We start from the raw sequence: 22,379 nt of genomic DNA, 5'->3' as shown, positions 1-22,379 counted from the left end.
CGGGAGTTCTCCCGGCGCGGGCCGCACTGGTGGTCAGTTGTCCCAGGGCCGCTTCGGCAACGGCGCCTTGCCGGACTCGGGCAGGGCCCGCTTGTAGACCGGCGCCCCGTTGACGGTGAGGATGTCTGTGGCGACCATCGGCTCGCCGTTCACCAGACGGTGCGCCGGGTCCCGCAGGACCGTATCGGTGCCGATGTCCAGCAGCGTGCCGTCGACGGCGGTCAGCTGGATGCGTCGCACGTCCCCTTCCGTGGAGTGCACGACGGGCGCTGCCGCCACCGCGGCGGTGAGATCACGCGCGTCCTGTTCGGTCGCGCAGTCCGCGGCCTGCAGGTAGAAGCCGACAGGGGCGGAGTCCGTGGTCAGCCGAACCGGGGTCTCCGACTCGAACTGGCTGATGGTGAAACGGGCCATCCGCTGTTCCAGCCCCGCGCCGTCGACCACGAGCGACGCGGTCGGGGTCTGGCCCTCGACTCCTGCCGCACCCAGCACCCGCACGACGCCGCAGGCACCGCCGGCCATCACCGTGAGGGTGGATGTGGTGCTGCCGACGGTCTCGCCGAGCACCTGCGTGTCCACGGGTTCACCGTCGAGGAGGACGAGGTCCGCGTCACCGGGAATGAGGACGCTCGTGTAGTAGGCAGGGACCCGTTGACCAGCCGGGTTCAGGTCCAGCTCCGTGAGGACCGCACCCTTGTGCTGTGCCGTCGTCGGGAACAACGGGGCGTGCAGGGGCGCGGAGCCGGGGTAGTCGATGCCGTACGGGTCGGTGTTCCACGATGGGACCAGCGTGATCTGCCCGAGCTCCCGCCCGCCGCCGAGCTCGAGGTTGAACGGCTTGTCGTAGGGGGTGGTGCCGCCGGCGCCGGGGATGACGTTGGTGAAGGACTCGCTGGTGGAGCCGAGAGCCCAGTTGCTGCTCACGTAGTTGTACCGGTCCAGGTTGCGGTCCGGGTCCGTGATGGCCTCCACCTCCTTCTCCGGCTTGAAGGCGAGAGCCGTGTGGGCGGGGTGCGGGTGGTAGATGTGCTCACCCCAGTAGCTCTGCATGGCCTGGTAGTTGAAGGTGGTGTAGCCCGCATTGAGGGGCTTGTCCGGGTTTTGCCAACCCTCGATGCTGAGGAAGTAGGCCGAGGGCCCGGTCCCGCGGACGAAGTCGTAGTCACGCGAGTGTGATCCGGACAGGGATTCGCGGGCGGGGAAGTAGTTGGCGGCCATGTCCCACCAGAACAGGTCCAGCGCCCACGCGAACTCGGCACGCACCGTGTCGTCGGCAAGGTAGTTGTGGGCCATCATGAGGGCGCCCAGGTCGATGCCGTAGTAGACGGGCGAGTTGTACTCGCGGATGCCCCATTGCCTCGTGTACGCCAGCCAGTCACGGTAGTTGGCCAGACCGAGCTGGTAGAGCTCCTCGTCGCCGGTGGCCTGGCCGACGAGGATCATGTGGACGTCGCGGATCAGGCGGGCGTTGGTGTAGCCGATCTGCGCATGCGGCTCGTCCACGGTGTTCCAGGAGGCGATCCTGGTGCGCTCCTTGAGCAACGTCTGCTGTTCGGGGGTGAGGAGGTCGATGTCGTCGGAGTTCATGATCCCGGCGAGCATCAGGGAGGTGAAGGAGGTGGCGTTGATGTCCGAGGAGCTGTTGGCCTGCAGCCCCACGGAGACCCCGATGCCACCGGTTTCCAGGTCCCAGACCCCTTCGGACTTCACGTCCCCGTTGAGATTCGTGTTGCTCAGGGCGAAGTTGTCGAACGAGATCTTGATCGGCAACTGGGCGACGGCGCGCTGCTCGTACAGCCGCACGGCGATCGTCGCCCTGGACTTGCCCTGGAGCTGGGCGGTGAGGTCCACCGACAGCGTCTCCCACGACTGGTCCCCGGAGTTGGCCTGTTCCTGCCACACAACGGTTCCGTCGACCAGCACCTGCAGCAGGTGATAGCCGCCGGAACCGTACGGGAAGCTGCGCCGCTGCGCCCACTCGAGCACATGCTCGCCCTCCGACACGTCGACGGTCTGGGAGAACTGCGCATAGCTGCCCGGCTCGGTGCGGGTGTAGTAGGGCACCTCCAGGTTCAGGCACTGGAGGCCGTAGTAGCACCCCGCCCAGATCTGGGACACGAACTGGCCGTAGTTGTGGGCGCTCGGGTCCATGTTCTGGTGGTCGAGGATGATCTCGAGGGCCTCCCAGGCGGCCACCGGGTCCCGGTCCTCACGCAGTTCGGCGGCGACGACGCTGGCCAGGCTGCGCGAGGTGATGGAGGTGTTGGATCGGTCCCACATGCCGTCCTGGGTGACGGCCACGGCGCCGAGCACGCCCTGGGTGTGCTGTTCCAGGCGCTGCTCCCAGCCCTCGTTGTGGGGCGGTGGCGGGTCCGCGCTGGTGGGGGTGGAAACGAGACCGAGCATCATCACTGATGCCAGGCCCGTTGCGACAATGCGTCCTGCAGGGGTCTTCATTGGCTCTCCTCTGGCCGCTCGCCGGGCAGGACTCTCCCGCCCGGTGACTCAGGTGGCCGGGGCGGGGACGGCGGACAGCTGCCACGCCAGTCCAAGTGCCTCGGCGGCGGCGGCGAGCCCTACGGTGGGCTCCCCTTCGCATGCGATCCTCTGCGCGATCCCCGTGTACTGGCGGCCGAGGGCCTCGCTGGTGTCGCAGGATTCGGTGACGGTTCGGGTGCCGTCGGCGGCGGTGACGACGAGCCGGGTGTTGGTGAGCACGGCGGCACCGGCGTGGCCGCGCAGTTCGATCCTGAAGGGTTCTGCCTGTCGGGCCGCGAGGCTGGCCTCGAGGACGCCCAGCGTGCCGGAGGCGAACCGCATGGCGGCAACGCACGACTCGTCGATGTCGACGCCGTCGAAGCGGCTCGGCGCGGCCAGACCCGTCGCCGAGACAGGGCTGCCCAGCAGCCAGATCACGAGGTCCACCAGATGCATGCCGTGGTTGAGCAGGTTCCCTCCGCCCCGGGCCCGGACGCCGTGCCAGGGTGAGTCGAAGTAGTCGGCGTCGCGCCAGACCGTGCTGGAGCAGTTGAGGGTGGCGATGTGGCCGAGCTCGCCGGCCGCCAGCAGTTCAGCCAGCCGCTGCGGTCCCTCCTGGAACCGGCGCTGGCTGATGACGTCCACCCACCCTCCGAGTTGCTTCTGCAGCGCCGCCAGCTCGGCCGCCTCGTCGGGGTTGGCCACCACGGGCTTCTCGACGACCACGCGGCGGCCTGCCCGCAGCACCTGGGAGACGAGTCCGAGATGGGTCGAGGTGGGAGTCACGACGCTGACCACGTCGGCTTCGGACTCGGCCATGGCACGGTCCAGGTCCGTCCAGCCGGGGACCGGCAGGTCCTCGGGGAGGGACTGGTCGCAGACCCCGACGAGCCGGACCTCGGGAGCCGCAGCGATCTGGCGGGCGTGGACCGCACCGAAACCGCGTGCCCCGACCAGGAGGATGCCGACGTCTGCCATGTCTCAGCCCTTCAGTCCTTGGGACGCGATGCCCTGCACGACCTGCTTCTGGAGGATCACGAAGACCACGAGGATCGGGAGCGTGGCCATCAGGGAGCCCGCCATGATGACCGGGTAGTCAGTGATCTGGTCACCGGCGAGGGTGGCCAGGCCGACGGACAGCGTCATCGACTCCTGACTGGAGTTCACGATCAGCGGCCACATGAGTTCGTTCCACGAGTACAGGACCGTCAGGACCGTCACCGTGACCATGGCGGGCTTCACCAGCGGCAGCATGACGTGCCAGAACGTCTGGAGTGGGTTGCAGCCATCGAGTCTGGCGGCCTCCTCCAGTTCGTTGGGAAGCGTCATGAATGCCTGCCGCAGCAGGAAGGTGTTGAACACGTTGAACATGCCCGGCAGGATCAGCGCCTGCACGGTGTTGAGCCAGCCGAGTTCGGAGACGATCAGGTACTGCGGCAACAGGAACAACTCGACGGGCACCATCAGGACGGTGAGCATCAGGAAGAAGATGACGTTCCTGCCCGGGAACCTCAGCCGCGCGAACGCGTAGGCGGCCATCGAGCAGAAGACCAGTTGGGCGACGGTGCGGCCGATGGTCATCAGGAGGGTGTTCACGAACATCTGGCCGAACGGGAGGATCTCGAAGACCTCGCGGTAGTTGGCCCAGTCCCACAGCTCCGGTAGGACCTTCAGCGGGACCTGGATGGAGTCCGGATAGGTCTTGAGGCTGGTGAGGATCTGCCAGCCGAACGGGACCAACATGATGAGGGCGCCGAGCGCCAGGAGCAGGTGGCAGGCGAGGAGTCGCCAGTCCCGTCGGCGCTTGCGGGGCCCCTCCTCGGGCCACTCGATGGGGTCCGCGGGGGCGCCCGCGGCGCGGGTGGCGGTGAGCGTCTCAGGCATAGTGCACCGTCCGCTTCTGGATCAGGAACTCGACGGCGGTCAGGGCGAGGATGATCAGGAGCATCACTACGGAGACCGCCGCGCCGGAGCCCTTGTCGTTCATCTGGAAGGTGCGTTCGTAGAACAGGTAGACGATGGTCTTGGCCTCCGGCAGTGCCGGGTTGATGCGGCCGATCATGATGAAGACGAGGTCGAACAGGTGGAGACCGCGCATCGTCTGGACCACCACGAGGAAGAACGTGGTGGGGCTGACCAGCGGAACGGTGATCCTGAAGAACTTGCGAATCGGGGTGGCCCCGTCGAGGGACGCCGCCTCGTACAGTTCCGGCGGGATCCCCTTCAGCGCCGCCGACATGATGATGATGTTGTAGCCCACCTGGGACCAGATGCCGACGACAATCATCGCGACCAGCACCGTCGAGGGGCTGCTGATCCAGTTCGGCCCGGTGATCCCGAGGTTGGCCAGCATCGCGTTGAGGAGGCCGAACTCACCGTTGTAGATCCAGCGCCAGACGATGGCGATGGTCACGGGCATGGTGACCATGGGCAGGAAGTAGATCACGCGGTACAGGGAGCGGTACCTGAGGCCCGGTGCGTCGAGGAGCACGGCGACGACCATGCCCAGCGGGATGCTGACGAGGACGCCGACCGTGTAGATCAGGGAGTTCCGGATGGCCCCGAAGAAGTCGGGATCCCGGAGGAGGCCCTCGTAGTTCGCGAGGCCCACCCACTCAGCCCCACCGAAGGCTCCCCACTCGGTGAAGCTGAAGTACAGCGTCTGGACCAGCGGCCACAGGTAGAAGATGCCGACTCCGAGCACCAGGGGTGCGATGAAGAAATAGCCCCAACCCCACGACCGGGGCGATCCCCAGCGGCTGGACCGTGCGAGTCGCCGGGGTGTCGCCTCGGTCGTGGTTGATGTCATGGTCGGGTCACTTCTCCGCGGCGAGGACCTTGTCCACGCCTTCCTTGATGGTGGCCAGGCCGTCGGAGGGGCTGACCTGCTGCGCGAAGATCTGGGTGACCGTGTCAACCTCGATCTTGGTCCACTCCGCGGTGTTGGCGGTGGCGGGCAGCCGGCGTCCGGTCTCGAGGGACTCCTCGTAGAGCCCGACGAGGTCGAACGGCGAATCGGCTGCCCAGTCCTGCCACATGTTGTTGAAGGCGGGGGCCTTGTCCTGGACGTCGACGCGGATCTGCGCGGCGGTCTCGCTGGCGGTGAACAGGGCGAAGGCCTTGGCCTCGTCGAGGTGCGGGCTGGACGCGTTGGTGGCGCTCATGAGGGACCCCAGAACCGTTGCCTCCTCCTCACCTGCGGGCAGCGGGACGACGTCGACCATCTCGGCGATCGCGGGGTCGTCGGTGTAGGGGCCGACGTTCCACGTGCCCGAGTAGTACATGGCGAGCTTGCCGCTGGGGAAGAGCTGGTCCGCGGTGGTCTCCGCGAGCTGCGCAGCCGACGGCGAGTGGCCCTTCTCGATGAAGTCGACCCAGTACTGGATGCCCGCGAGGTTCTCCGGCGTGCCCCAGCCGGAAGTGCTCTCATCCTCGGAGATGATCTCTCCCCCGGCCTGCCAGATGGTGGGGTAGTAGTTCGACTGGGAGTCGACGCTGGAGGCGATTCCGTAGACACCGGCGTCAGCGTCGGTGAGCGTCTCGGCCGCGGACTTCACGTCGTCCCAGGTCCAGTCGGCGGTCGGGTGTTCGAGGCCGGCAGCGTCGAAGAGGTCCTTGTTGAACCACATGCCGACGGTGTCGAGGTCCTGTGGGAGGCCGTACTGGGCGCCGTCGTAGTTGTACATCTCGATGGTGCTCGGGTACTTGGAGACGTCAATGCCGAGGTCGGCGATCGCGTCGTCGACAGGGGCGATGATGCCGTTGTCGGCGTACAGCCGGAGTTGGAGGTGGTTCATCCAGAACACGTCGGGCGCGTCGCCACCCTGGACTGCCGTCTGGAGCTTGGTCCAGTACTCGGAGACCGGGGTCAGCTCGATGGTGATCGAGACGTTCGGGTTCTGTTCCTCGAACGCGTCGGCCATCGCGCGGAAGGTGGGCTCCTGGTTCTTGTTCCACATCCAGTAGGTGAGCTCGACCTTCTCGGCTGAAGTCGCGTCCCCACCGCTGGTGGTCTGGGTGTCCGCGGTTGGGTTCTGGTCTGCCGGGGCAGTCCCTCCCCCACAGGCCGCGAGCGGTGCGACCAGTACCGCGGCAAGGCCCACGGCCATGCGCCTGCTGATTTTCATGTAGACCTCCACATTGAAGTACTGCTCCGACGGAGCGGCTGATGGAAGCGTAGTAATCCTTTTCCCAAGTGTCAACGTGTCCACAGAGGCAGCGCTGGGGAGCTGTCAGCCGCCGAGGAGGACGTCGAGCACCCGTCTGGACATGCGCTCGTGGCCGACGGCGTTGGGGTGGATGTCGTCTGCCAGCCACCCGTCGTCGAGGCCACCGTCGGGGAGGTTCTGCGACCAGTCGAGGTCGTGGTCCACCAGCGGCAGGGACTCCCGGGCGGCGACGGCCCGGACAGCGGCGGCGTAGGCGGGCATCGCACTGCGACCCGACGGTTCACCCCGCAATGGGGGCGGGACCTGCAGCACCAACTTCGCCCCCGTCGCCAGGATGCGGGCGACGAGTTCCGAGAGTTGCGCCTCGAACGCAGCGACGCCGTCGGGCCCGGCCTTGGCGTCGTTGGTGCCGAGCATGACCACGACGACGTCGGCTGCCCACCGCGAGACGCGGAAATCGAAGTCGGCGAGGACGTCGGGGACCTTCCAGCCGGAAACACCGGCGTTGACCACGACGTCGCGCAGGCGGCCGTGCTCCCAACGGATGGCCTCGGCACAGTGCTCGACGAAGCTGCGCGCGCCGTGGGTGTGCAGGACGCCCTGCGTGATGCTGTCACCCACGAACAGCCACGTCGTCGGGTCGGATCCCGGTTCGATCGTCATTGGTTGACCTCCAATCCTCGTAGCCAACCCTAGCCCCAACCACACAGTGTGAGAAAAGCTATTCTCTAGTGCATTCGTGACGGCGGCGATAGCGTGGGCCCATGATCAGCTGCTTCGATCTGTTCAGCATCGGAATCGGTCCGTCCTCGTCCCACACCGTCGGCCCCATGCGCGCTGCCCGCGAATTCGTCTCCCACCTTGTCAGCACGGGGTTGCACTCACGGACCACCAGGCTGCGCGTCGAGCTCGAGGGTTCGCTGGCAGCCACCGGGGTGGGTCACGGCACGCCGGGCGCGATCGTCCTCGGACTGGTCGGGCACCGCCCGGAGACGGTGGATCCTGGCTCACGTGACCAACTCCTGGGCGAGGTCTCCGCCGCCGGAGAGCTGGTCGTCAAGGGCCATGGTGTCGACTTCCGGCTGGAGCGCGACGTCGTCGGGGTGGCCGAGTCCGGACCCGCGGCCCACCCCAACGGCATGACCTTCACCGCCCTGGCCGGGCAGCAGATCCTGGCGAGCCGCAAGTATTACTCGATCGGCGGTGGCTTCGTGGTTGAGGCGGGGCAGGAGGTGGCCATCGACGACGCCGCCCCGGTGCCGTACCCGTTCCGGACGGGCGCGGAGCTACTCGACGTCTGCGCCGCCACCAGCAAGTCCATAGCCGACGTGGTGCTTGCCAACGAGCTCACCTGGCGCAGCGAGACCGAGATCCGCTCGGGTCTGATCGGGCTGTGGGCCGTCATGCAGGAGTGCGTGGCCCACGGACTGGCCGCCGACGGCGTGCTCCCCGGAGGCCTCGGCGTCCCGCGCCGCGCCCCGGGCCTTCGGCGACGCCTGGCGGCCGAGCCCGCCGGCGACGACCCCCTGCGCGGCATGGACTGGGTGAGCCTCTACGCCCTCGCGGTGAACGAGGAGAACGCCGCCGGCGGCCGGGTGGTGACCGCGCCCACCAACGGCGCGGCCGGGATCATTCCCGCAGTGCTGCACTACTACGTGAACTTCGTCCCCGGCGCCGATGACGCGGGTGTGCAGGAGTTCCTGCTGACCGCCACCGCCGTCGGGGTCCTGTTCAAGGGGATGGCGTCCATCTCAGGCGCTGAGGTGGGCTGCCAGGGCGAGGTGGGCTCGGCCTGCTCGATGGCGGCCGCCGGGATGGCAGCGGTGCTGGGCGCCACCCCCCGGCAGGTGGAGAACGCCGCCGAGATCGGCATGGAGCACAACCTGGGACTCACCTGCGACCCGATCGCGGGGCTCGTCCAGATCCCGTGCATCGAACGCAACGCCATCGCGTCGATCAAGGCCATCGCGGCCGCCCGAACCGCACTGCATGGCGACGGTGAGCACATCGTCAGTCTGGACAAGGTGATCCGCACCATGCGCGAGACCGGTGCGGACATGATGACCAAGTACAAGGAGACCTCGCTCGGCGGCCTGGCCGTCAACGTGATCGAGTGCTGAGCAGCAGGGACGTCAGCTCGCCGTGGAGGTCGTCCACCTCACAGCGGGGGATGCCCCTGGCGACGAACCAGCCGCCGAGGTTCTCGACGTCGCGCGTCAGGAAGTCACGTCCCATCGGGTTTGCGTAGATGTCCACCACCTGCGGCAGGTCCAGCACCACGAGCCGGCCATCGTGGACAACTGAGTTGTACGCCGAGAGGTCGCCGTGGGCGAACCCGAGTTCGGTCATGGCGCGCAGCGCGTCGCAGGCCTGGTCCCACAGCAGTCCCAGGGCTGCACTGGTGGGTCGGGTCTCTGCGAGGCGCGGGGCCGCGGTGCGGTCGTCACCGATGAACTCCATCACCACCTCCGTGCCGAGGATCTGCACGGGGTAGGGGACGGGGACGCCGGCGACGTGAAGCCGCTTCAGCGCATCGAACTCGGCCGCGGCCCACCGGCCGGCCGCCTGTTGCAGGCCGAAGTTGGTGCGCCTGGCCATGGCGCGCGCGTCGCGTGAGCGCTTCGTCCCGCGGCCGGCCAGGTAATCGCCGGCGCGGTTGAACTGGGTGTGCTCGGCACTGCGGTAGCGCTTGGAGGCGAGCACCACGGCCCGGTCAGTGTCCGGGACGCGGCGTTCGATCAGGTGGACGTCGGCCTCCTTGCCGGACTTCAGGATGCCCAGCTCGTGGTCGACGGCACCGAGGTCAGTGATGACCCAGTCTGGCCACGGTTGGGGTCCGCGTTGCAGCGCCTCGGACTCGTCCCAGATGGACCAGCGGTCGCCGCTGGGTGGGCGGTCGTCGTCGGGCGCCTCGTCGTCGACCGTGCGCATGGCTTCGTAGCGGGCGACGTCGGCGGCGGAGAAGATCCCGCCGGTGGACTTTGGGCGACGGCGCCTGGTGGGTTGGAACGTGGAGGTGAAATCAGTCTTGCGTGCCACTGCTGTGGGCTCCTTCGGATGCCCGCGGCACGGCGAGTCAGTGCGTGCCGACGGGAGGTGTACGGAATTCAGGGGTGCGGGCGCGAACGTCAACAGCCATGAGTCACACCTCCCTCCGGTCCTCACCCGGGCACTGCACGACGGGTGGTTTGACGAAGGTAACCCAGGCGGCACGGCCGGCACAAGACCCCCGCACGAAGAGCTGCACTTGACTCAGAACCACATCGCGATATATCGTGATGCATGTCGATATGAAAGGAGTCTCACATGAATGAGCGATTCGACATGAACTTCGAGGCCGGCCACGAGCCCGGCCGAGGTCGCGGACACCGCGGCCACCGTCGCGGCGGACGCCGCCACAACCCCGGCTTCGGCGAGGGCGGTCCCGCCTTCGGTCCCCCCGGAATGAGTGGCCCGGGCCGAGGCCGCGGACCCGGCGGCCCCCGTCGTCGCAACCGCGGCGACGTGCGCACCGCAGTCCTTGCCCTCCTCGCGGAGGAGCCCATGCACGGCTACCAGCTGATGCAGACCATCACCGAACGCAGCAACGGGAACTGGTCCCCCAGCCCGGGCGCGATCTACCCCACCCTGAGCCAGCTCGAGGACGAGGGCCTGGTGAGCGTCACCGCCGAGGGCGGGCGCAAGCTCGCGTCCCTCACCGAGGCCGGAGAGGCCTACGTGGCGGAGCAGTCGGAGTCCTGGGAGGACCCGTTCCAGGCCGGCGATTCCGACGGCGTGAACCTGCGCGAACTGCTCCACGGCCTCATGGAGGCCAGCCGTTCCGTCGGCCGCACCGGCAGCCAGGAGCAGCGCACCAAGGCCGCCGAGATCCTCAAGGATGCGCGCAGCAAGCTGTACCTGTTGCTCGCGGACCAGTGAGCCACCGGCCCCTTCCCCTGACCCAGAGGCGTGTCACCCAACCGGGGTGACACGCCTTGTCACGTTCCGCCCGGTTCCAGGTGCTTGCGACGGCGCAGGCCACTGGCGATCAGCCGTTTGACCAGCACTCGTGCGCGGACGGGCTGGGCACCCAGCGCGACCAGATCGTCGTACATCCGCTCGGGCACGTCGTAGTGGTCCAGGTCGAAGGCGCGCCTGGCGATCCCGGCCCGCTCGGCGAACTCGTGCAGCTCCTCGTAGGAGACGTCCGAGACCAGGTGCGAGAACACCGTGCCGTGGGCCGGCCACACGGGTGGATCGATCAGGATGGCCATCCCCCAAGGCTAGGCTCGCGGACCCTCGGTGTGGTGATCCTGAAGGTTCACCGGCAGATTCTCCACACCGAGCCGGCACCGAGCGGCCGCGCACGATACGATCCCGACTGCGGCACCCCCGCCCCGGCTCCCTAGAATGGGCACCCATGGACCCAGTGCTCAACATCGCGGCCTACCTGTTCACCCCGCTGGAGGACAGGGCGACGCTGCGAGCCCAACTCCGCGCCTCCGCCGTCGCGGCCGAGCTGATGGGCACCATCCTGCTGGCCCCCGAGGGCATCAACATGTTCCTGGCCGGCCCGGAGGAAGGAGTCCGGGACTTCCTCGCCGAGCTGCGCTCGGACCCACGCTTCGCGGCACTGGAGACGAAGGAGAGCTGGTCGGAGCACCAGCCGTTCCGCAGGATGCTGGTGAACCTGAAGCGCGAGATCATCCGCATGGACCACCCCACCATCGAGCCGGCAGCGGGCCGCGCCCCCGGCGTCGCGCCCCTGACCCTGCGCCGTTGGCTGGACCAGGGACACGATGACGACGGCCGCCCCGTCGTCATGCTGGACACCCGCAACGCCTTCGAGGTGGACTACGGCGCCTTCAGCGACGCCATCGACTGGCGGATCGAGAAGTTCACCGAGTTCCCGGACGCCGTCCGCGCCAACCGCGACGCGCTCGAGGGCGCCACCGTGGTCAGCTACTGCACGGGCGGGATCCGCTGCGAGAAGGCCGTCATCTACATGCGGGAACAGGGCCTCGACAACGTGTTCCAGCTCGACGGCGGCATCCTGAAGTACTTCGAGGAGGTGGGCGGGGCGCACTACGAGGGCGACTGCTTCGTCTTCGACGGCCGCGAGGCCCTCGCCCCCGACCTCAGCCCCCGCTGCACCCGCGCCAGCGCGCGCGCCGTGGAGGACCCGGACCTGGCGCTCAAGCAGGCCTGAGACACCAGTTGTCCTGAGGCGCTCGCGCCTCAGGGCAACTTCGGGTGCGTGACAGGGATCCGCGACACGCCGGGGTTTGTGCTCTCCAGAGCACAGAAACCGTTCTCTCGCGGACGCTGGTCACGCCCGGCCCGGCAGCCCACCTCCCGGCATCACCCACGGCAGGACCGCCACCTCCCCTATCGTGGCTCCCAACCCCTTTGGGAGGCAGCCCTTGATCCGCTTCGACCACGTGAACAAGACCTACCCCGACGGCACCGTGGCGGTGGCGGACTTCTCTCTGGAGATCCCGTCGCACCATGTGGTGGTGCTGCTCGGCTCCTCGGGCTGCGGCAAGACCACGCTCATGCGGATGGTCAACCGGATGGTGGAACCCACCGCCGGGGAGGTGTGGATCGACGACGACCGCGTCGCAGACCTGGACCCCGTCAAGCTGCGGCGCCGCATCGGCTACGTGATGCAGGCGGGCGGGCTGCTGCCGCACCGCACCATCATCGACAACGTCGCCACGGTCCCACTCCTGAACGGCAGCACCCGCCGCGCCGCCCACACCAGGGCACGAGAACTGCTGGAGCTGGTGGGCCTGCCAGCGAGCGTGGCGCGCCGCTACCCGAGCCAGCTCTCGGGCGGGCAGCGGCAGCGCGTCGGGGTGGCCCGGGCGCTGGCGGCGGACCCCAACATCCTGCTCATGGACGAGCCGTTCGGCGCGGTGGACCCCGTTGTCAGGAACGAGTTGCAGGCTTGGCTGCTGCAGATCCAGGACGAGCTGGGCAAGACCATCCTGTTCGTCACCCACGACGTCGACGAGGCGTTCCTGCTGGGGCAGGAGGTGCTCGTGCTGCGCACCGGGGCGGAGGTGGCACAGCAGGGCACCCCGGCCGAGATTCTCCTGGAACCGGCCGATGAGTTCGTGCACCACTTCATCGGCGGCTCGCGGCGCCACCTCCACACCGAGGTCCGCGACGGCCGCACGCTGGTGGTGGACGCCGACGGGCGCGTGGCAGGCGTCGCCGCCGACGAGGAACAGCCCGCGTGAACCTCGCCTGGATCAGCGAGAACTGGGCCCGGATCTGGGACCTGACGGTGCAGCACGCGCTGATCGCAGTAGTGCCGGTGGTGCTCAGCCTGTTCATCGCGGTCCCCATCGGGTGGGCGTCGCACCGCAACCGACTCGCCCGCCGCACCCTGCTGCCGTTCAGCAGCGTGCTGTACGCGGTGCCGTCGCTGCCGCTGTTCGTGGTGCTGCCCGTGCTGCTCGGCACCCAGATCCTGGACCCGGTCAACGTCGTGGTGGCGCTCACCCTCTATGGGGTCGCGCTCCTGGTGCGCACGGCCGCGGACGCGTTCGACACCGTCGGCCTCGCCACCCGCGACGACGCCCTGGCAGTCGGACACTCCCCCCGGCAGGTGTTCTGGCGCGTGGCGCTGCCGCTGGCCGGACCGGCGCTGCTGGCCGGGCTGCGGGTGGTCAGCGCCTCGACGCTGTCGCTGGTCTCGGTCGGCGCCCTGATCGGGGTGCCGTCGCTGGGCTACTTCTTCACCGACGGGTACCGCCGCGCGTTCCCCACCCAGATCTGGGTGGGCATCATCGGCACCGTGGTGCTGGCCGCCGTCTTCGACCTCGTGCTCGTGGCCATCGGACGGGTCCTGCTGCCGTGGGTCCGCGCCACCGACAGGACGCGCGCATGAACCAGGTGATCGCCGCCCTGCAGTGGCTCGTCGACGGCTCCAACTGGACCGGCTCCGACGGCATCCTCGTGCGCACATGGGAGCACCTCTGGTACACCGCGCTCGCGCTGGTGGTGGCCGCCGTCGTCGCCGTGCCGCTGGGCATGTTCATCGGGCACACGGGCAAGGGCCGCACGTTCGCCGTCGCAGCCTCCGGGGCGGTGCGGGCGTTGCCGTCGCTGGGCCTGCTGACGTTGTTGGCGGTCTCGATGGGGCTCGGGCTGCGCCTGGCGGTGGTGCCGTCCACCATCGTCTTGGCCCTGCTGGCCATCCCGTCGCTGCTGGCCGCCACGTACTCGGGCTTCGACCAGGTGGACGACGGCGTGGTGGATGGTGCCCGCGCCACCGGCTTCTCTGAGCTCCAGATCGTGGGCCGGGTGGAGCTGCCGCTGGCGCTGCCGCTCATGGCGGGCGGGTTGCGCGCCGCGGCGCTGCAGGTGCTCGCCACCGCCACGATCAGCGCCTACCTGGGCCTGGGCGGGCTGGGGCGGTTCATCCTCGACGGCCTGTCCGTGAGCGACTACCCCCGTATGCTGGGTGGCGCGATAGCGGTGGGCCTGCTGGCCCTGGCGGTGGACGGGCTCATCCTGATCGTGCAACGTCTGGCCGTCCCACGGGGCGTCCGCGTTGCCGTCGGACCAACGGATGCCTAGGAGATCGCAGATGCCCTCGTTCCAGTTCAGCCGCCGCAGTGTGCTCGCCTCCGCGGGGGTGGCCGCCCTCGCCCTCGCGGGCTGTTCCGACGCCGACCCGCTCGGCACCGCCGAGCCCACCGAGGACCCCACCACCGGTGGCGAGGGCACCGAACCCGCGCCCGGCGGCGGCACCGTCCGCGTCGGCTCGGCCGGGTTCGCGGAGAACGAGATCATCGCCGAGCTCTACGCGCAGGTGCTGGAGCACGCCGGCAGCGGCGTCGAGCGCAACATGCAGATCGGCGCTCGTGACATCTACTACGCGGCCCTCACCGACGGCTCCGTGGACATCATCCCGGAGTACTCGGGCAACCTCCTGCAGTTCCTGGACCCGGAGGCCACCGCGTCGGAGCCCGAGGCCATCATCGAGGCCCTCGCCGACGCCGTGCCCGCCGGCCTGCGCGTGCTGGCACCCGCCGAGGCCCAGAACAAGGACTCCTGGTGCGTCACCGCCGAGTTCTCCGAGGCCAACGGCATCACGTCGCTGGCGGACCTCGCCGGCTTCGAGGGCACGCTGCGGGTGGCGGGCAACCCGGAACTCGCCGAACGCCCCTACGGACCGATCGGCCTCACCGAGATCTACGGCGTCCCGGCCGAGAACATCGAGTTCACGCCCATCGACGACGGTGGTGGCCCCCTCACGGTGCAGGCCCTCGTGGACGGCGACGTGGACATGGCCGACATCTACACCACCACCCCGGCCATCAGCGACGAGGGACTCGTCGTGCTGGAGGACCCGGAGAACATGATCATCGCCCAGCAGGTGATCCCCCTTGTCAGCGAGGCGTTCCCCGAGGGCGTCCAGGGCAACATCGACGCGGTCAACATCGCCCTGACCACCGAAGACCTGATCGCCATGAACGCCCGCAACCAGGGCGACGAGAAGGCCTCCCCGGCCACCATCGCCACCGACTGGCTCACAGAGAAGGGCCTGCTGGGCTGAGTCCCCGCCCCGCCGTCGGAGCGTGGGCGAACCCCTCGACTGGGATGATTCGGCCATGTCGATCGACAACTGGGCATGGAACTGGAGCAACGAGCACGGACGGGCGCGGTTGCTGCGCGACGCCCTCGAGGACGCACACGCGGAGCGGGCTGCGACGTCGCGGCGCCTGACGAGCAAGATCTCCCAGCTGGAGGGGACGCTGCAGGGCAAGCTGGATGCGCTCTCGTCGGCATTCGACGCGTTCGTCGAACTTGGCGACATCCGCGAACAGCTCCAGGACCTGCCCGACTGGCGCCACACCCGCCGCGCCGTCCAGGCGTCGTTGACCAGCCTGATCGACGGCGAACGTCCCGCGCCGCTGGACCCCGCCGAGCACGACCATTGGCTGGCCGACGCGATGAACGCCGTCGTGGCGCTGGTGGCCGGCGAACACCCGGGCGAGTTCGAGCGCAGGGCCCTGGCGAAGTCGGACCAGGCGGCGATGTTCATCGTGACCACGCTGGTGGCGCTCGGCGCCGGTGAGCGCTCGGAGGGTCGGGTGGCGGCCGTGTTCGAGGGGGTCACGGAACTCGACGACGACCGGTTGGTGCTGCTGCGCGCCGCCGCGGCCGGGCAGGTCTCGCCCCAGGAGCTCCCTACGATCGGGCGGCACCTGGCCGACGTCCTCGACGACCCGGCCGCCTGGCGCACCTGGCTCGGGCTCCGCGAGGACAAGCCGGATCCCGAGGCGGTGACGGACTTCCTGGCCGACGGCCTCCCCCGCGGCAGGCGGCAGCTCGGCGGCCGTGATCGGGGCGGGTCGGGCTGGGACTACGAACAGCTCGGCGAACAGCTCGTCGCCCGGGCCGGCGTGCTGGCCCGCTCCGGCTCGAAGGACGAGGCGCGGCTGCGCACCCGGGCCGCGCAGCTGAAGCAGGAGATCGAGGATCCCACGGGAAAGCACCCGCAGGGGCCGCGGCAACTGGCCGTGGTCCCGACGGTGCAGGGCATCCTGCTGCATCCGGACACCCCGGAGACCTCGCGCCGCGTCATCGCCGGCTGGTTGCACCGGCCGCTGGCCGCGATCGTCGAGGGCTGGCGCGAGATCGGGCCCGGGCCCGAGCTCGAGGAGACGCACCGGCTGAACTGGGGCCCGCAGGAGCAGTCGATCCGGCTCAAGGTCACCAAGGACGGCGCGGACCCGTCCGAGCTGCGGGCGGCCGAGCGCGGGATCCAGAACGCGGAACCCGACAAGGGGCACGTGAACCTGTTCCTCGGCGGCGCCGCAGCAGCGGCCGTGGTGGGCCTGCTGACCCTCCTGGCCGGCAGCGACTGGGTGGGGCTCGCCGTCGTGCTGCTGCTCGTGGCGGTGGTCCTCGCCGGGGTGGGCGTCATGCGCAAGCGCGCCGCCGCAGGCTTCGAGGCCGCCAAGGCCGACGCCCTGCGCGAGCTCCGCGACGGCGTCAAGCAGCGGGCCGACGCAATCCGGGCCAAGGACGCCGAGCGCGCAGAGCAGTCCCGGGAGACCACCGAGGCGCTGGACGCCTTGCTGGACCGGCTGGGTCGGCCCCCGGCCGCCGTCGTGGAGGAGGTCACGACGGGACCCGACTTCCGCGCGGCCGAAGGGGCCGAACCGATCGCCTGACCGGGAGTCGCCTTCCCTCCCGAAAATTAGTATCGTGACGATACCAATACAGGGAGCAATGATGACCCACCACCCCATGTGGCTGCCCGATGCCAGCACCGAACACCTCCACGGTCGCGCCCTCTGCCTCACCGGCGAGGGCGAACTGCTGACCACCATCCGCGGCGAGGCAGTGCGCGCGGGCATGGTGCCGGCCGACACCGGCGCCGACGTCGCCATCACCGTCGACGACGACACCATCGGCGCCGAGGCCTTCCGGATCGAGCGGCGCGACGGCGCGACGCACGTCGTCGCGGGCGGGGAGCCGGGTGCGCTGTACGGGTGGTTCGAGCTGGTCCGGCTGGGCGCCGTCGCATTCACCGACGATGTCCCGCAGGGCGTGCGGTCCCCCGCGCACGAGCTGCGGATGCTGGACCACTGGGACAACATCGACGTCCACCCGGTGATGGGGCAGGTGGAGCGCGGCTACGCGGATGGCTCGATCTTCTACGACGCCGGCCGCGTCCGTGCAGACCTGTCCCGGGTGGGCGACTACGCGCGGCTGCTGGCCGCCGTCGGCATCAACCGGGTGGCGGTCAACAACGTCAACGTGCATGCCCGGGAGGCGCGGCTGCTGACCGAGGACCTCCACGAGGTGGTTCGGATCGCGGAGCAGTTCCGGCCATGGGGGATCCGGGTGCACCTGTCGGTCAGCTTCGCCGCGCCCATCCTGCTGGGCGGGCTCGCGACATCGGACCCCCTCGACGCGGGAGTGGCGCAGTGGTGGGCCGACGCCGTCGCACGGGTCTACGAGGCCATCCCGGACTTCGGCGGCTTCCTCGTGAAGGCCGACTCGGAGGGCCAGCCCGGGCCCTTCGCCTACGGCCGCGACCACGCCGACGGCGCCAACCTGCTGGCCCGGGCCCTCGCCCCGCACGGCGGGATCGTGCACTGGCGCGCGTTCGTCTACAACCACACGCAGGACTGGCGCGACCGCTCCACGGACCGCGCCCGCGCCGCCTTCGACCACTTCACCCCGCTCGACGGCCGCTTCGACGAGAACGTAATCGTGCAGGTCAAGCACGGGCCGATGGACTTCCAGGTGCGCGAGCCGGTCTCGCCGCTGCTGGCCGCCATGCCCGACACGCGGGTGGCGCTTGAGCTGCAGGTCACCCAGGAGTACACCGGCCACCAGTTGCACGCCGTCCACCTCGGGCAGTTGTGGAGCGAGGTGCTCGGGTTCCGGCCCACCGGCGACGACGGCGCCACCGTGGCGGAGCTCGCCCGCGGGGGCGTGGCGGCGGTCTCCGACGTCGGCGCCGACCAGTTCTGGACCGGGCATCCCCTGGCACAGTCCAACCTCTATGCCTACGGTCGGCTGGCGTGGGACCCGCAGTTGGCGCCGTCGGCGGTGCTGGACGAATGGATCCGCCTCACCTTCGGCGACGACGAGGCCCTCGCCGCGGTCATCCACGGCATCCTCGACGACTCGTGGGCCACCTACGAGTCCTACACCGCACCGCTCGGCGTGGGGTTCATGGTCACCCCCGGCAGCCACTACGGCCCCAGCGTCGACGGCTACGAGTACAGCCCCTGGGGCACCTACCACTTCGCGGACCGCGACGGGATCGGCGTGGACCGCAGCGTCGCCACCGGGACCGGCTACGCCGGGCAGTACCCCGAGCCGTGGCGCAGCCGCTACGAGCACCCCGGGACCACGCCCGACGAGCTCGTGCTGTTCTTCCACCACCTGCCGTATATGCACCGGCTCCACAGCGGGAAGACCGTCATCCAGCACATCTACGACACCCACTTCGAGGGGGTCGAGGCGGTGGAGCGGATCGTCGCCTCGTGGGAGGGCGCGCGCGGGCTGGTGGCCGAGGAGCTGTTCGACCGCGTCACCGAGCGCCTGGCCGAACAGCTGCGTTCGGCCATCGAGTGGCGCGACCAGGTCAACACGTACTTCTGGCGCAAGTCCGGCATCCCCGACGAGCACGGCCGCCGGATCTTCTGATCCCTCAGTCCCTGCGGGAGGCGAGGTACGCCGCCACGAGTTCCGGCCTGATCCGGCCCTTGTCCGCCACCTCGTACCCGTTGGCCCTCGCCCAAGCGCGCACCACCGCGGGCTTGGGCGGCTTCGGTGGCGCGGCGGGGGCGCTCGCCAGCTCGCCCAGCCGGTCCGCCGTCGCACCACCGAGACCGAGCTCGTGGAGGCTGGCCGCCAGGAACCGGTAGGTCCACTCCTGCGCGAGCTGCCGGGTCTCGGCGAAGATGATCGGCACCGTCGGGAAGCGGGCCTGGGCCTCGGCAACGGCGTCGGCGACGACGGACGGCCGCACGAAGGTGAGGTCGAAGATCTTGGAGTAGCGGTCCTCCACCACGACGGCGGCGCGCGGCAGCCCCGAGAGTGCTGCCATCAGGTAGCTGCCCTTGCCGCCGGTGAGGGTGCCCACCAGGTCCTGCAGGGACTTGCGCTCCACCGCGGCCACCACCTCGCCGTCGAGCTCGACGGCGTAGTCACCGGCGGGAAGCGGGCGTTTGGTGGTGGTGGCCTGCTGGTGGGTGAACTTCCAGGCGTAGCGCTCGTGCACGTCGACGAGGATCTCGAGCCCCATCAGTCCCTGCGCGCGGGCGGTGGGGACGCGGACGTTGGGTCGGGCCTGTTTGGAGGTGCGGGCGGTCTGCCAGAAGATCATCTCCCGGCCACGGGCCATCGTGAGCACGAACTGGGAGCGGTTCTCGCGGCCGCGGTCCAGGACGAGGTCGATGGCGGCGCCGCGCTGGACGCAGCTGCGGGTGGGCACCTGCTCCAGGATCTCCGGGTCCTCGGGCCACTCGGCCCGGTGGCAGTACACCTTCGAGGTGCGGGGCCACAGTTCCCGCACCTTGAGCACGATCCCGCTGGGGCCCAGCGGGATCCGCACCAGGTAGGGCAGCGAGGTGCCCTCCTCCGGGTTCCTCGCGATCAGGAAGTCGTCCGCCACGCCTGTGAGCCTACGGCAGCCGGTGGCTGCCGGGCGCGGGCGTGACCAGCGTCCGCACGAAATCGATTTCGCGGCTCTGGAGAGCACGCCCCTCGGCGTGTCGCGGAGACTCGTCACGCCCGGCTCCCTAGCTGTACTGATCGGGGACGTTGGTCAATCGTGAGAAGGGTGGCTGGTTGCCGCAGGCCGTGTGGGGCCGGTGCTGGTTGTAGTAGTGCAGCCACCCCTCCAGCTCGCCCCGGCGTTCGGCCTCGGAGGTGTAGCAGCGGGCGTAGGCCCAACCGTCGGCCAAGGTCCGATGGAAGCGTTCGATCTTCCCGTTGGTCTGCGGACGATACGGACGGGTGCGCTTGTGCTTGATGCCCAGCTCCTGGCAGGTGTCGCGCCACAGGTGCGACTTGTAGGCGCCGCCGTTGTCGGACAGGACCCGTTCGATGGTGACGCCGTGGGCGTTGAACCACTCGACGGCCCGGACGAGGACCGCTGTGGCGGTCTGGGCGGTTTCGTCGTCGTGGATCTCGGCGTAGGCGACGCGGGAGTGGTCGTCGATGACGGTGTGGACGTAGGCCTTGCCCATCAACGGGTCCCGGTACTTGTTGCGCGGCTTGTCGGGGGTGGCTGCGCGGTTCTTCTCGCCTTGGCGTCGGCCGACGTAGCGCCAGCCTCCGCCGTCAGGGATGTTGCCGAGCTTCTTCACGTCGACGTGCAGCATCGCCCCGGGATGGTCGTGCTCGTAGCGACGGACGGGTTCTCCGGTGGCGCGGTCGACATGCGAGAGCCGGTTCAGGTGCGCGTCCGTCAGGATCCGGTGCACCGTCGACGGCGCGATCCCCAGCCGGCAGGCCAACTGCACCGGTCCTTCTCGGAGTCGCAGGCGGAGCTGGATGCAGCGCCGGGCGACCTGGGGGCAGGTCTTGTGAGGTGAGTGGTGAGGCCGCGAGGAGCGGTCCTGCATGGATTGGCCGGCGCGGTAGCGCTCTGCCCAGCGCTTCACGGTCGGCCAGGAGACCTGGAAGCGGGCGGCGACCTCGCTGATCGGCCAGCCGTCGTCTACGACGAGACGGCCGACGAGCAGGCGATGGCGCGGTGTGAGTGCTGCGTTGGGATGAGTCATCGTTCTCCGACATGGTGAGAGCCCGGCAGCTGGTAGCTGCCGGGCTCTGGGGTCTTGGGGGGTCAGTTGGTGGGGGTGAAGGCCTGATCGACCGCGTAGGTGTCCTCGTACATCTGGTACCTGGTGATCTGACCGTTCTGGACTGTGAAGTGGAGGGCGAAGTCGTTGGAGAAGCTCTTGCCGGTGGCCAGGACGGGGAACTCGTTGTGGCCGAGGGCGACGGCATGCTCGCCGTCGACGACGATCTGGTGGATCGTGTATTCGGTCGCGGGTCCGAGGGCGGCGAATGTGGGGAAGAACGTGTCGAGTTCGTCGCGGGTGTGGCGAGTACCGGCCCACGGAACGGCGGAGCTCCCGTGCACGGTGAAGTCGATGGTGGGGGCGAACAGGTTCTTGACCGTGTCGAGGTCGCCGGCGCCGAAGGCCGAGAAGAAGTCTTCGACGGTCTGCCGGGTGGTGCGGGTGCTCATGCGTTGTCTCCTTGGATGTGGATGATGGTCTTGCCGGGGGTCTTGTTGGTCTCGACGTGCAGTAGCGCGTCGCCGAGCTGCCTCAGTGGGTAGGCAGCGCCGACTTGGACGCTGAGCCGTCCTCGTGCGGCCTGCTCGATGAGCACTTCCAGGGTGTGATGGTCAGGCTCGACGAGCATCCGGCGCAGTCGTGGATCTCGTTGGGCCAAGTCGTCGTGGGCATAGGGGTGGAGTGCGACGACAACGCCATCGGGCGAGGCCATGGCCAAGGACCGTGGTGTCGTGTCACCGCCGACTGTGTCGAGGACGACGTCGAAACGACCATCGAACCTCTGCCAGTCCACAGTCGCGCGATCAACGACATGTCGCGTCCCGAGTGCCTCGACCAACGTCCCTGCGCGATCACTGGTCACTGCCGTGACCTGCGCACCGAGGTTCACGGCGAGCTGACAGGCCAGAGAGCCGACCCCGCCGGAGGCGGCATGGACGAGGACGGTTTGCCCCGGCTGCAGGTGCGCCGTGTCCACCAGTGCTTGATAGGCGGTCAGGCCGGCGAGCGGGAGTCCGGCCCAGCGCCCCCAGGCGCCTGCAGACAGGTCTTCTGTGCCTGTTGGGATCCGTGCAAGGTGGCGGGCAGGGGCAGTGGCGTACTGGGCGAACGCTGCGGCTGGTGCGGGGAAGCGAGGCATGCCGGTCACCGCATCACCGACGTCGAGCACCGTGACTCCGCGTCCGAGCTTCACCACGATGCCCGACATGTCGTAGCCGCCCACGAACGGGGCTGTCTGCCCTGTGGCGAATACGCCCCTGCGCCAGGTCATGACGTCAGTGGGGTTGACCGAGGACGCCATGACTCGGACCAGAACCTCGCCCGGTCCGGGTTCTGGAACCGGGCATTGACGCAACTCAGGCCGCCCGTCGGGCGCAGGGATGATCGCGGCAAGCATGGTGTGCGGCAGTGACGGGTCCATGGCCATCAGCCTGTCGGTGAGCACCGCCACAGACGAGTG

Annotated in this window: 21 protein-coding genes; 9 read left to right on the top strand and 12 right to left on the bottom strand. The window is 69.2% G+C overall.

Features of this window, described 5'->3' with window-relative positions; all coding sequences use genetic code 11:
- Nucleotides 1-33 precede the first annotated feature (33 nt).
- The 6 genes from ACYU7G_RS02070 to ACYU7G_RS02045 form a co-directional block, all read right to left on the bottom strand.
- Entirely contained in the window at nucleotides 34-2,457 is a 2,424-nt protein-coding gene (locus ACYU7G_RS02070; protein ID WP_461104254.1) for a hypothetical protein, read from the bottom strand.
- A gap of 48 nt (nucleotides 2,458-2,505) precedes the next feature.
- Complete coding sequence (locus ACYU7G_RS02065) at nucleotides 2,506-3,456, bottom strand: Gfo/Idh/MocA family protein (RefSeq protein WP_461104252.1); 951 nt, start codon at nucleotides 3,454-3,456, stop codon at nucleotides 2,506-2,508.
- A gap of 3 nt (nucleotides 3,457-3,459) precedes the next feature.
- Nucleotides 3,460-4,362 (bottom strand): carbohydrate ABC transporter permease, encoded by a 903-nt coding sequence (locus tag ACYU7G_RS02060; RefSeq protein ID WP_461104250.1) that lies wholly within the window; start codon nucleotides 4,360-4,362, stop codon nucleotides 3,460-3,462.
- Nucleotides 4,355-5,182 (bottom strand): carbohydrate ABC transporter permease, encoded by an 828-nt coding sequence (locus ACYU7G_RS02055; protein WP_461104248.1) that lies wholly within the window; start codon nucleotides 5,180-5,182, stop codon nucleotides 4,355-4,357. Before ACYU7G_RS02055 ends, ACYU7G_RS02060 begins: the two co-directional genes overlap by 8 nt.
- 112 nt (nucleotides 5,183-5,294) lie before the next feature.
- Nucleotides 5,295-6,605, bottom strand: a complete 1,311-nt coding sequence (locus ACYU7G_RS02050) for an ABC transporter substrate-binding protein (protein ID WP_461104246.1) — start codon at nucleotides 6,603-6,605, stop codon at nucleotides 5,295-5,297.
- 105 nt (nucleotides 6,606-6,710) lie between these two features.
- Complete coding sequence (locus ACYU7G_RS02045; protein ID WP_461104244.1) at nucleotides 6,711-7,310, bottom strand: SGNH/GDSL hydrolase family protein; 600 nt, start codon at nucleotides 7,308-7,310, stop codon at nucleotides 6,711-6,713.
- A gap of 101 nt (nucleotides 7,311-7,411) precedes the next feature.
- Here ACYU7G_RS02045 and ACYU7G_RS02040 point away from each other — a divergent pair, with 101 nt between their 5' ends.
- Nucleotides 7,412-8,767: an L-serine ammonia-lyase gene (locus ACYU7G_RS02040; protein ID WP_461104242.1), complete on the top strand. Its 1,356-nt coding sequence runs from the start codon at nucleotides 7,412-7,414 to the stop codon at nucleotides 8,765-8,767.
- Here the strand turns inward: ACYU7G_RS02040 and ACYU7G_RS02035 are convergent.
- Complete coding sequence (locus ACYU7G_RS02035; protein ID WP_461104240.1) at nucleotides 8,748-9,686, bottom strand: serine protein kinase RIO; 939 nt, start codon at nucleotides 9,684-9,686, stop codon at nucleotides 8,748-8,750. The two genes, ACYU7G_RS02040 and ACYU7G_RS02035, sit on opposite strands and share 20 nt — an antisense overlap.
- 267 nt (nucleotides 9,687-9,953) lie before the next feature.
- On the opposite strand from ACYU7G_RS02035, the gene ACYU7G_RS02030 reads away from it, so the two are divergent.
- Nucleotides 9,954-10,565, top strand: a complete 612-nt coding sequence (locus ACYU7G_RS02030; RefSeq protein WP_461104238.1) for a PadR family transcriptional regulator — start codon at nucleotides 9,954-9,956, stop codon at nucleotides 10,563-10,565.
- A 59-nt stretch (nucleotides 10,566-10,624) separates the two neighbouring features.
- Here the strand turns inward: ACYU7G_RS02030 and ACYU7G_RS02025 are convergent, their stop codons facing one another.
- Nucleotides 10,625-10,900, bottom strand: coding sequence for a DUF4031 domain-containing protein (locus ACYU7G_RS02025; protein ID WP_461104236.1), 276 nt, complete (start codon nucleotides 10,898-10,900; stop codon nucleotides 10,625-10,627).
- Between the two features lie 146 nt (nucleotides 10,901-11,046).
- Between ACYU7G_RS02025 and ACYU7G_RS02020 the strand changes: the two genes are divergently transcribed.
- From ACYU7G_RS02020 to ACYU7G_RS01990, 7 genes are all read left to right on the top strand, one after another.
- Nucleotides 11,047-11,835, top strand: a complete 789-nt coding sequence (locus tag ACYU7G_RS02020; protein ID WP_461104234.1) for a sulfurtransferase — start codon at nucleotides 11,047-11,049, stop codon at nucleotides 11,833-11,835.
- Between the two features lie 214 nt (nucleotides 11,836-12,049).
- On the top strand, nucleotides 12,050-12,871 hold the full coding sequence (locus ACYU7G_RS02015; RefSeq protein ID WP_461104232.1) for an ABC transporter ATP-binding protein: 822 nt from the start codon (nucleotides 12,050-12,052) through the stop codon (nucleotides 12,869-12,871).
- Nucleotides 12,868-13,524: an ABC transporter permease gene (locus ACYU7G_RS02010; protein ID WP_461104230.1), complete on the top strand. Its 657-nt coding sequence runs from the start codon at nucleotides 12,868-12,870 to the stop codon at nucleotides 13,522-13,524. The genes ACYU7G_RS02015 and ACYU7G_RS02010 overlap by 4 nt, the downstream gene beginning before the upstream one ends.
- A complete protein-coding gene (locus ACYU7G_RS02005; protein ID WP_461104228.1) occupies nucleotides 13,521-14,216 on the top strand; it encodes an ABC transporter permease in 696 nt (231 codons plus the stop codon). The genes ACYU7G_RS02010 and ACYU7G_RS02005 overlap by 4 nt, the downstream gene beginning before the upstream one ends.
- Before the next feature lie 10 nt (nucleotides 14,217-14,226).
- Complete coding sequence (locus tag ACYU7G_RS02000; RefSeq protein WP_461104226.1) at nucleotides 14,227-15,198, top strand: ABC transporter substrate-binding protein; 972 nt, start codon at nucleotides 14,227-14,229, stop codon at nucleotides 15,196-15,198.
- Nucleotides 15,199-15,253: 55 nt separating this feature from the next.
- Complete coding sequence (locus ACYU7G_RS01995) at nucleotides 15,254-16,822, top strand: hypothetical protein (RefSeq protein WP_461104224.1); 1,569 nt, start codon at nucleotides 15,254-15,256, stop codon at nucleotides 16,820-16,822.
- 61 nt (nucleotides 16,823-16,883) lie between these two features.
- Nucleotides 16,884-18,815 carry an alpha-glucuronidase gene (locus ACYU7G_RS01990; RefSeq protein WP_461104222.1) on the top strand — a complete coding sequence of 644 codons (1,932 nt, stop codon included), beginning with the start codon at nucleotides 16,884-16,886 and terminating at the stop codon, nucleotides 18,813-18,815.
- A 4-nt stretch (nucleotides 18,816-18,819) separates the two neighbouring features.
- Here the strand turns inward: ACYU7G_RS01990 and ACYU7G_RS01985 are convergent, their stop codons facing one another.
- The 4 genes from ACYU7G_RS01985 to ACYU7G_RS01970 all read right to left on the bottom strand — a co-directional run bounded on the left by ACYU7G_RS01985 (nucleotide 18,820) and on the right by ACYU7G_RS01970 (nucleotide 22,364).
- Complete coding sequence (locus tag ACYU7G_RS01985) at nucleotides 18,820-19,785, bottom strand: ERCC4 domain-containing protein (RefSeq protein WP_461104220.1); 966 nt, start codon at nucleotides 19,783-19,785, stop codon at nucleotides 18,820-18,822.
- A 127-nt stretch (nucleotides 19,786-19,912) separates the two neighbouring features.
- Nucleotides 19,913-20,899: an IS481 family transposase gene (locus ACYU7G_RS01980; RefSeq protein ID WP_119933693.1), complete on the bottom strand. Its 987-nt coding sequence runs from the start codon at nucleotides 20,897-20,899 to the stop codon at nucleotides 19,913-19,915.
- Nucleotides 20,900-20,961: 62 nt separating this feature from the next.
- The gene (locus ACYU7G_RS01975) at nucleotides 20,962-21,369 is read right to left on the bottom strand and encodes a nuclear transport factor 2 family protein (RefSeq protein ID WP_119933694.1); all 408 of its coding nucleotides are present in this window, start codon (nucleotides 21,367-21,369) and stop codon (nucleotides 20,962-20,964) included.
- A complete protein-coding gene (locus tag ACYU7G_RS01970) occupies nucleotides 21,366-22,364 on the bottom strand; it encodes an NADP-dependent oxidoreductase (protein ID WP_461104218.1) in 999 nt (332 codons plus the stop codon). Before ACYU7G_RS01970 ends, ACYU7G_RS01975 begins: the two co-directional genes overlap by 4 nt.
- Between the last annotated feature and the right edge of the window lie 15 nt (nucleotides 22,365-22,379).

The sequence above is a fragment of the Tessaracoccus terricola genome, assembly GCF_054776555.1.
This window is presented reverse-complemented; position numbering and strand designations above follow the sequence as displayed.

Coding starts and splice junctions, on each gene's coding strand:
- ACYU7G_RS01975 (WP_119933694.1), bottom strand. CDS start 21,369: ATGAGCACCCGCACCACCCGGCAGACCGTCGAAGACTTCTTCTCGGCC.
- ACYU7G_RS02020 (WP_461104234.1), top strand. CDS start 11,047: ATGGACCCAGTGCTCAACATCGCGGCCTACCTGTTCACCCCGCTGGAG.
- ACYU7G_RS02005 (WP_461104228.1), top strand. CDS start 13,521: ATGAACCAGGTGATCGCCGCCCTGCAGTGGCTCGTCGACGGCTCCAAC.
- ACYU7G_RS02025 (WP_461104236.1), bottom strand. CDS start 10,900: ATGGCCATCCTGATCGATCCACCCGTGTGGCCGGCCCACGGCACGGTG.
- ACYU7G_RS02050 (WP_461104246.1), bottom strand. CDS start 6,605: ATGAAAATCAGCAGGCGCATGGCCGTGGGCCTTGCCGCGGTACTGGTC.
- ACYU7G_RS02065 (WP_461104252.1), bottom strand. CDS start 3,456: ATGGCAGACGTCGGCATCCTCCTGGTCGGGGCACGCGGTTTCGGTGCG.
- ACYU7G_RS01990 (WP_461104222.1), top strand. CDS start 16,884: ATGACCCACCACCCCATGTGGCTGCCCGATGCCAGCACCGAACACCTC.
- ACYU7G_RS02045 (WP_461104244.1), bottom strand. CDS start 7,310: ATGACGATCGAACCGGGATCCGACCCGACGACGTGGCTGTTCGTGGGT.
- ACYU7G_RS02030 (WP_461104238.1), top strand. CDS start 9,954: ATGAATGAGCGATTCGACATGAACTTCGAGGCCGGCCACGAGCCCGGC.
- ACYU7G_RS02070 (WP_461104254.1), bottom strand. CDS start 2,457: ATGAAGACCCCTGCAGGACGCATTGTCGCAACGGGCCTGGCATCAGTG.
- ACYU7G_RS02060 (WP_461104250.1), bottom strand. CDS start 4,362: ATGCCTGAGACGCTCACCGCCACCCGCGCCGCGGGCGCCCCCGCGGAC.
- ACYU7G_RS01995 (WP_461104224.1), top strand. CDS start 15,254: ATGTCGATCGACAACTGGGCATGGAACTGGAGCAACGAGCACGGACGG.
- ACYU7G_RS01980 (WP_119933693.1), bottom strand. CDS start 20,899: ATGACTCATCCCAACGCAGCACTCACACCGCGCCATCGCCTGCTCGTC.
- ACYU7G_RS02000 (WP_461104226.1), top strand. CDS start 14,227: ATGCCCTCGTTCCAGTTCAGCCGCCGCAGTGTGCTCGCCTCCGCGGGG.
- ACYU7G_RS02040 (WP_461104242.1), top strand. CDS start 7,412: ATGATCAGCTGCTTCGATCTGTTCAGCATCGGAATCGGTCCGTCCTCG.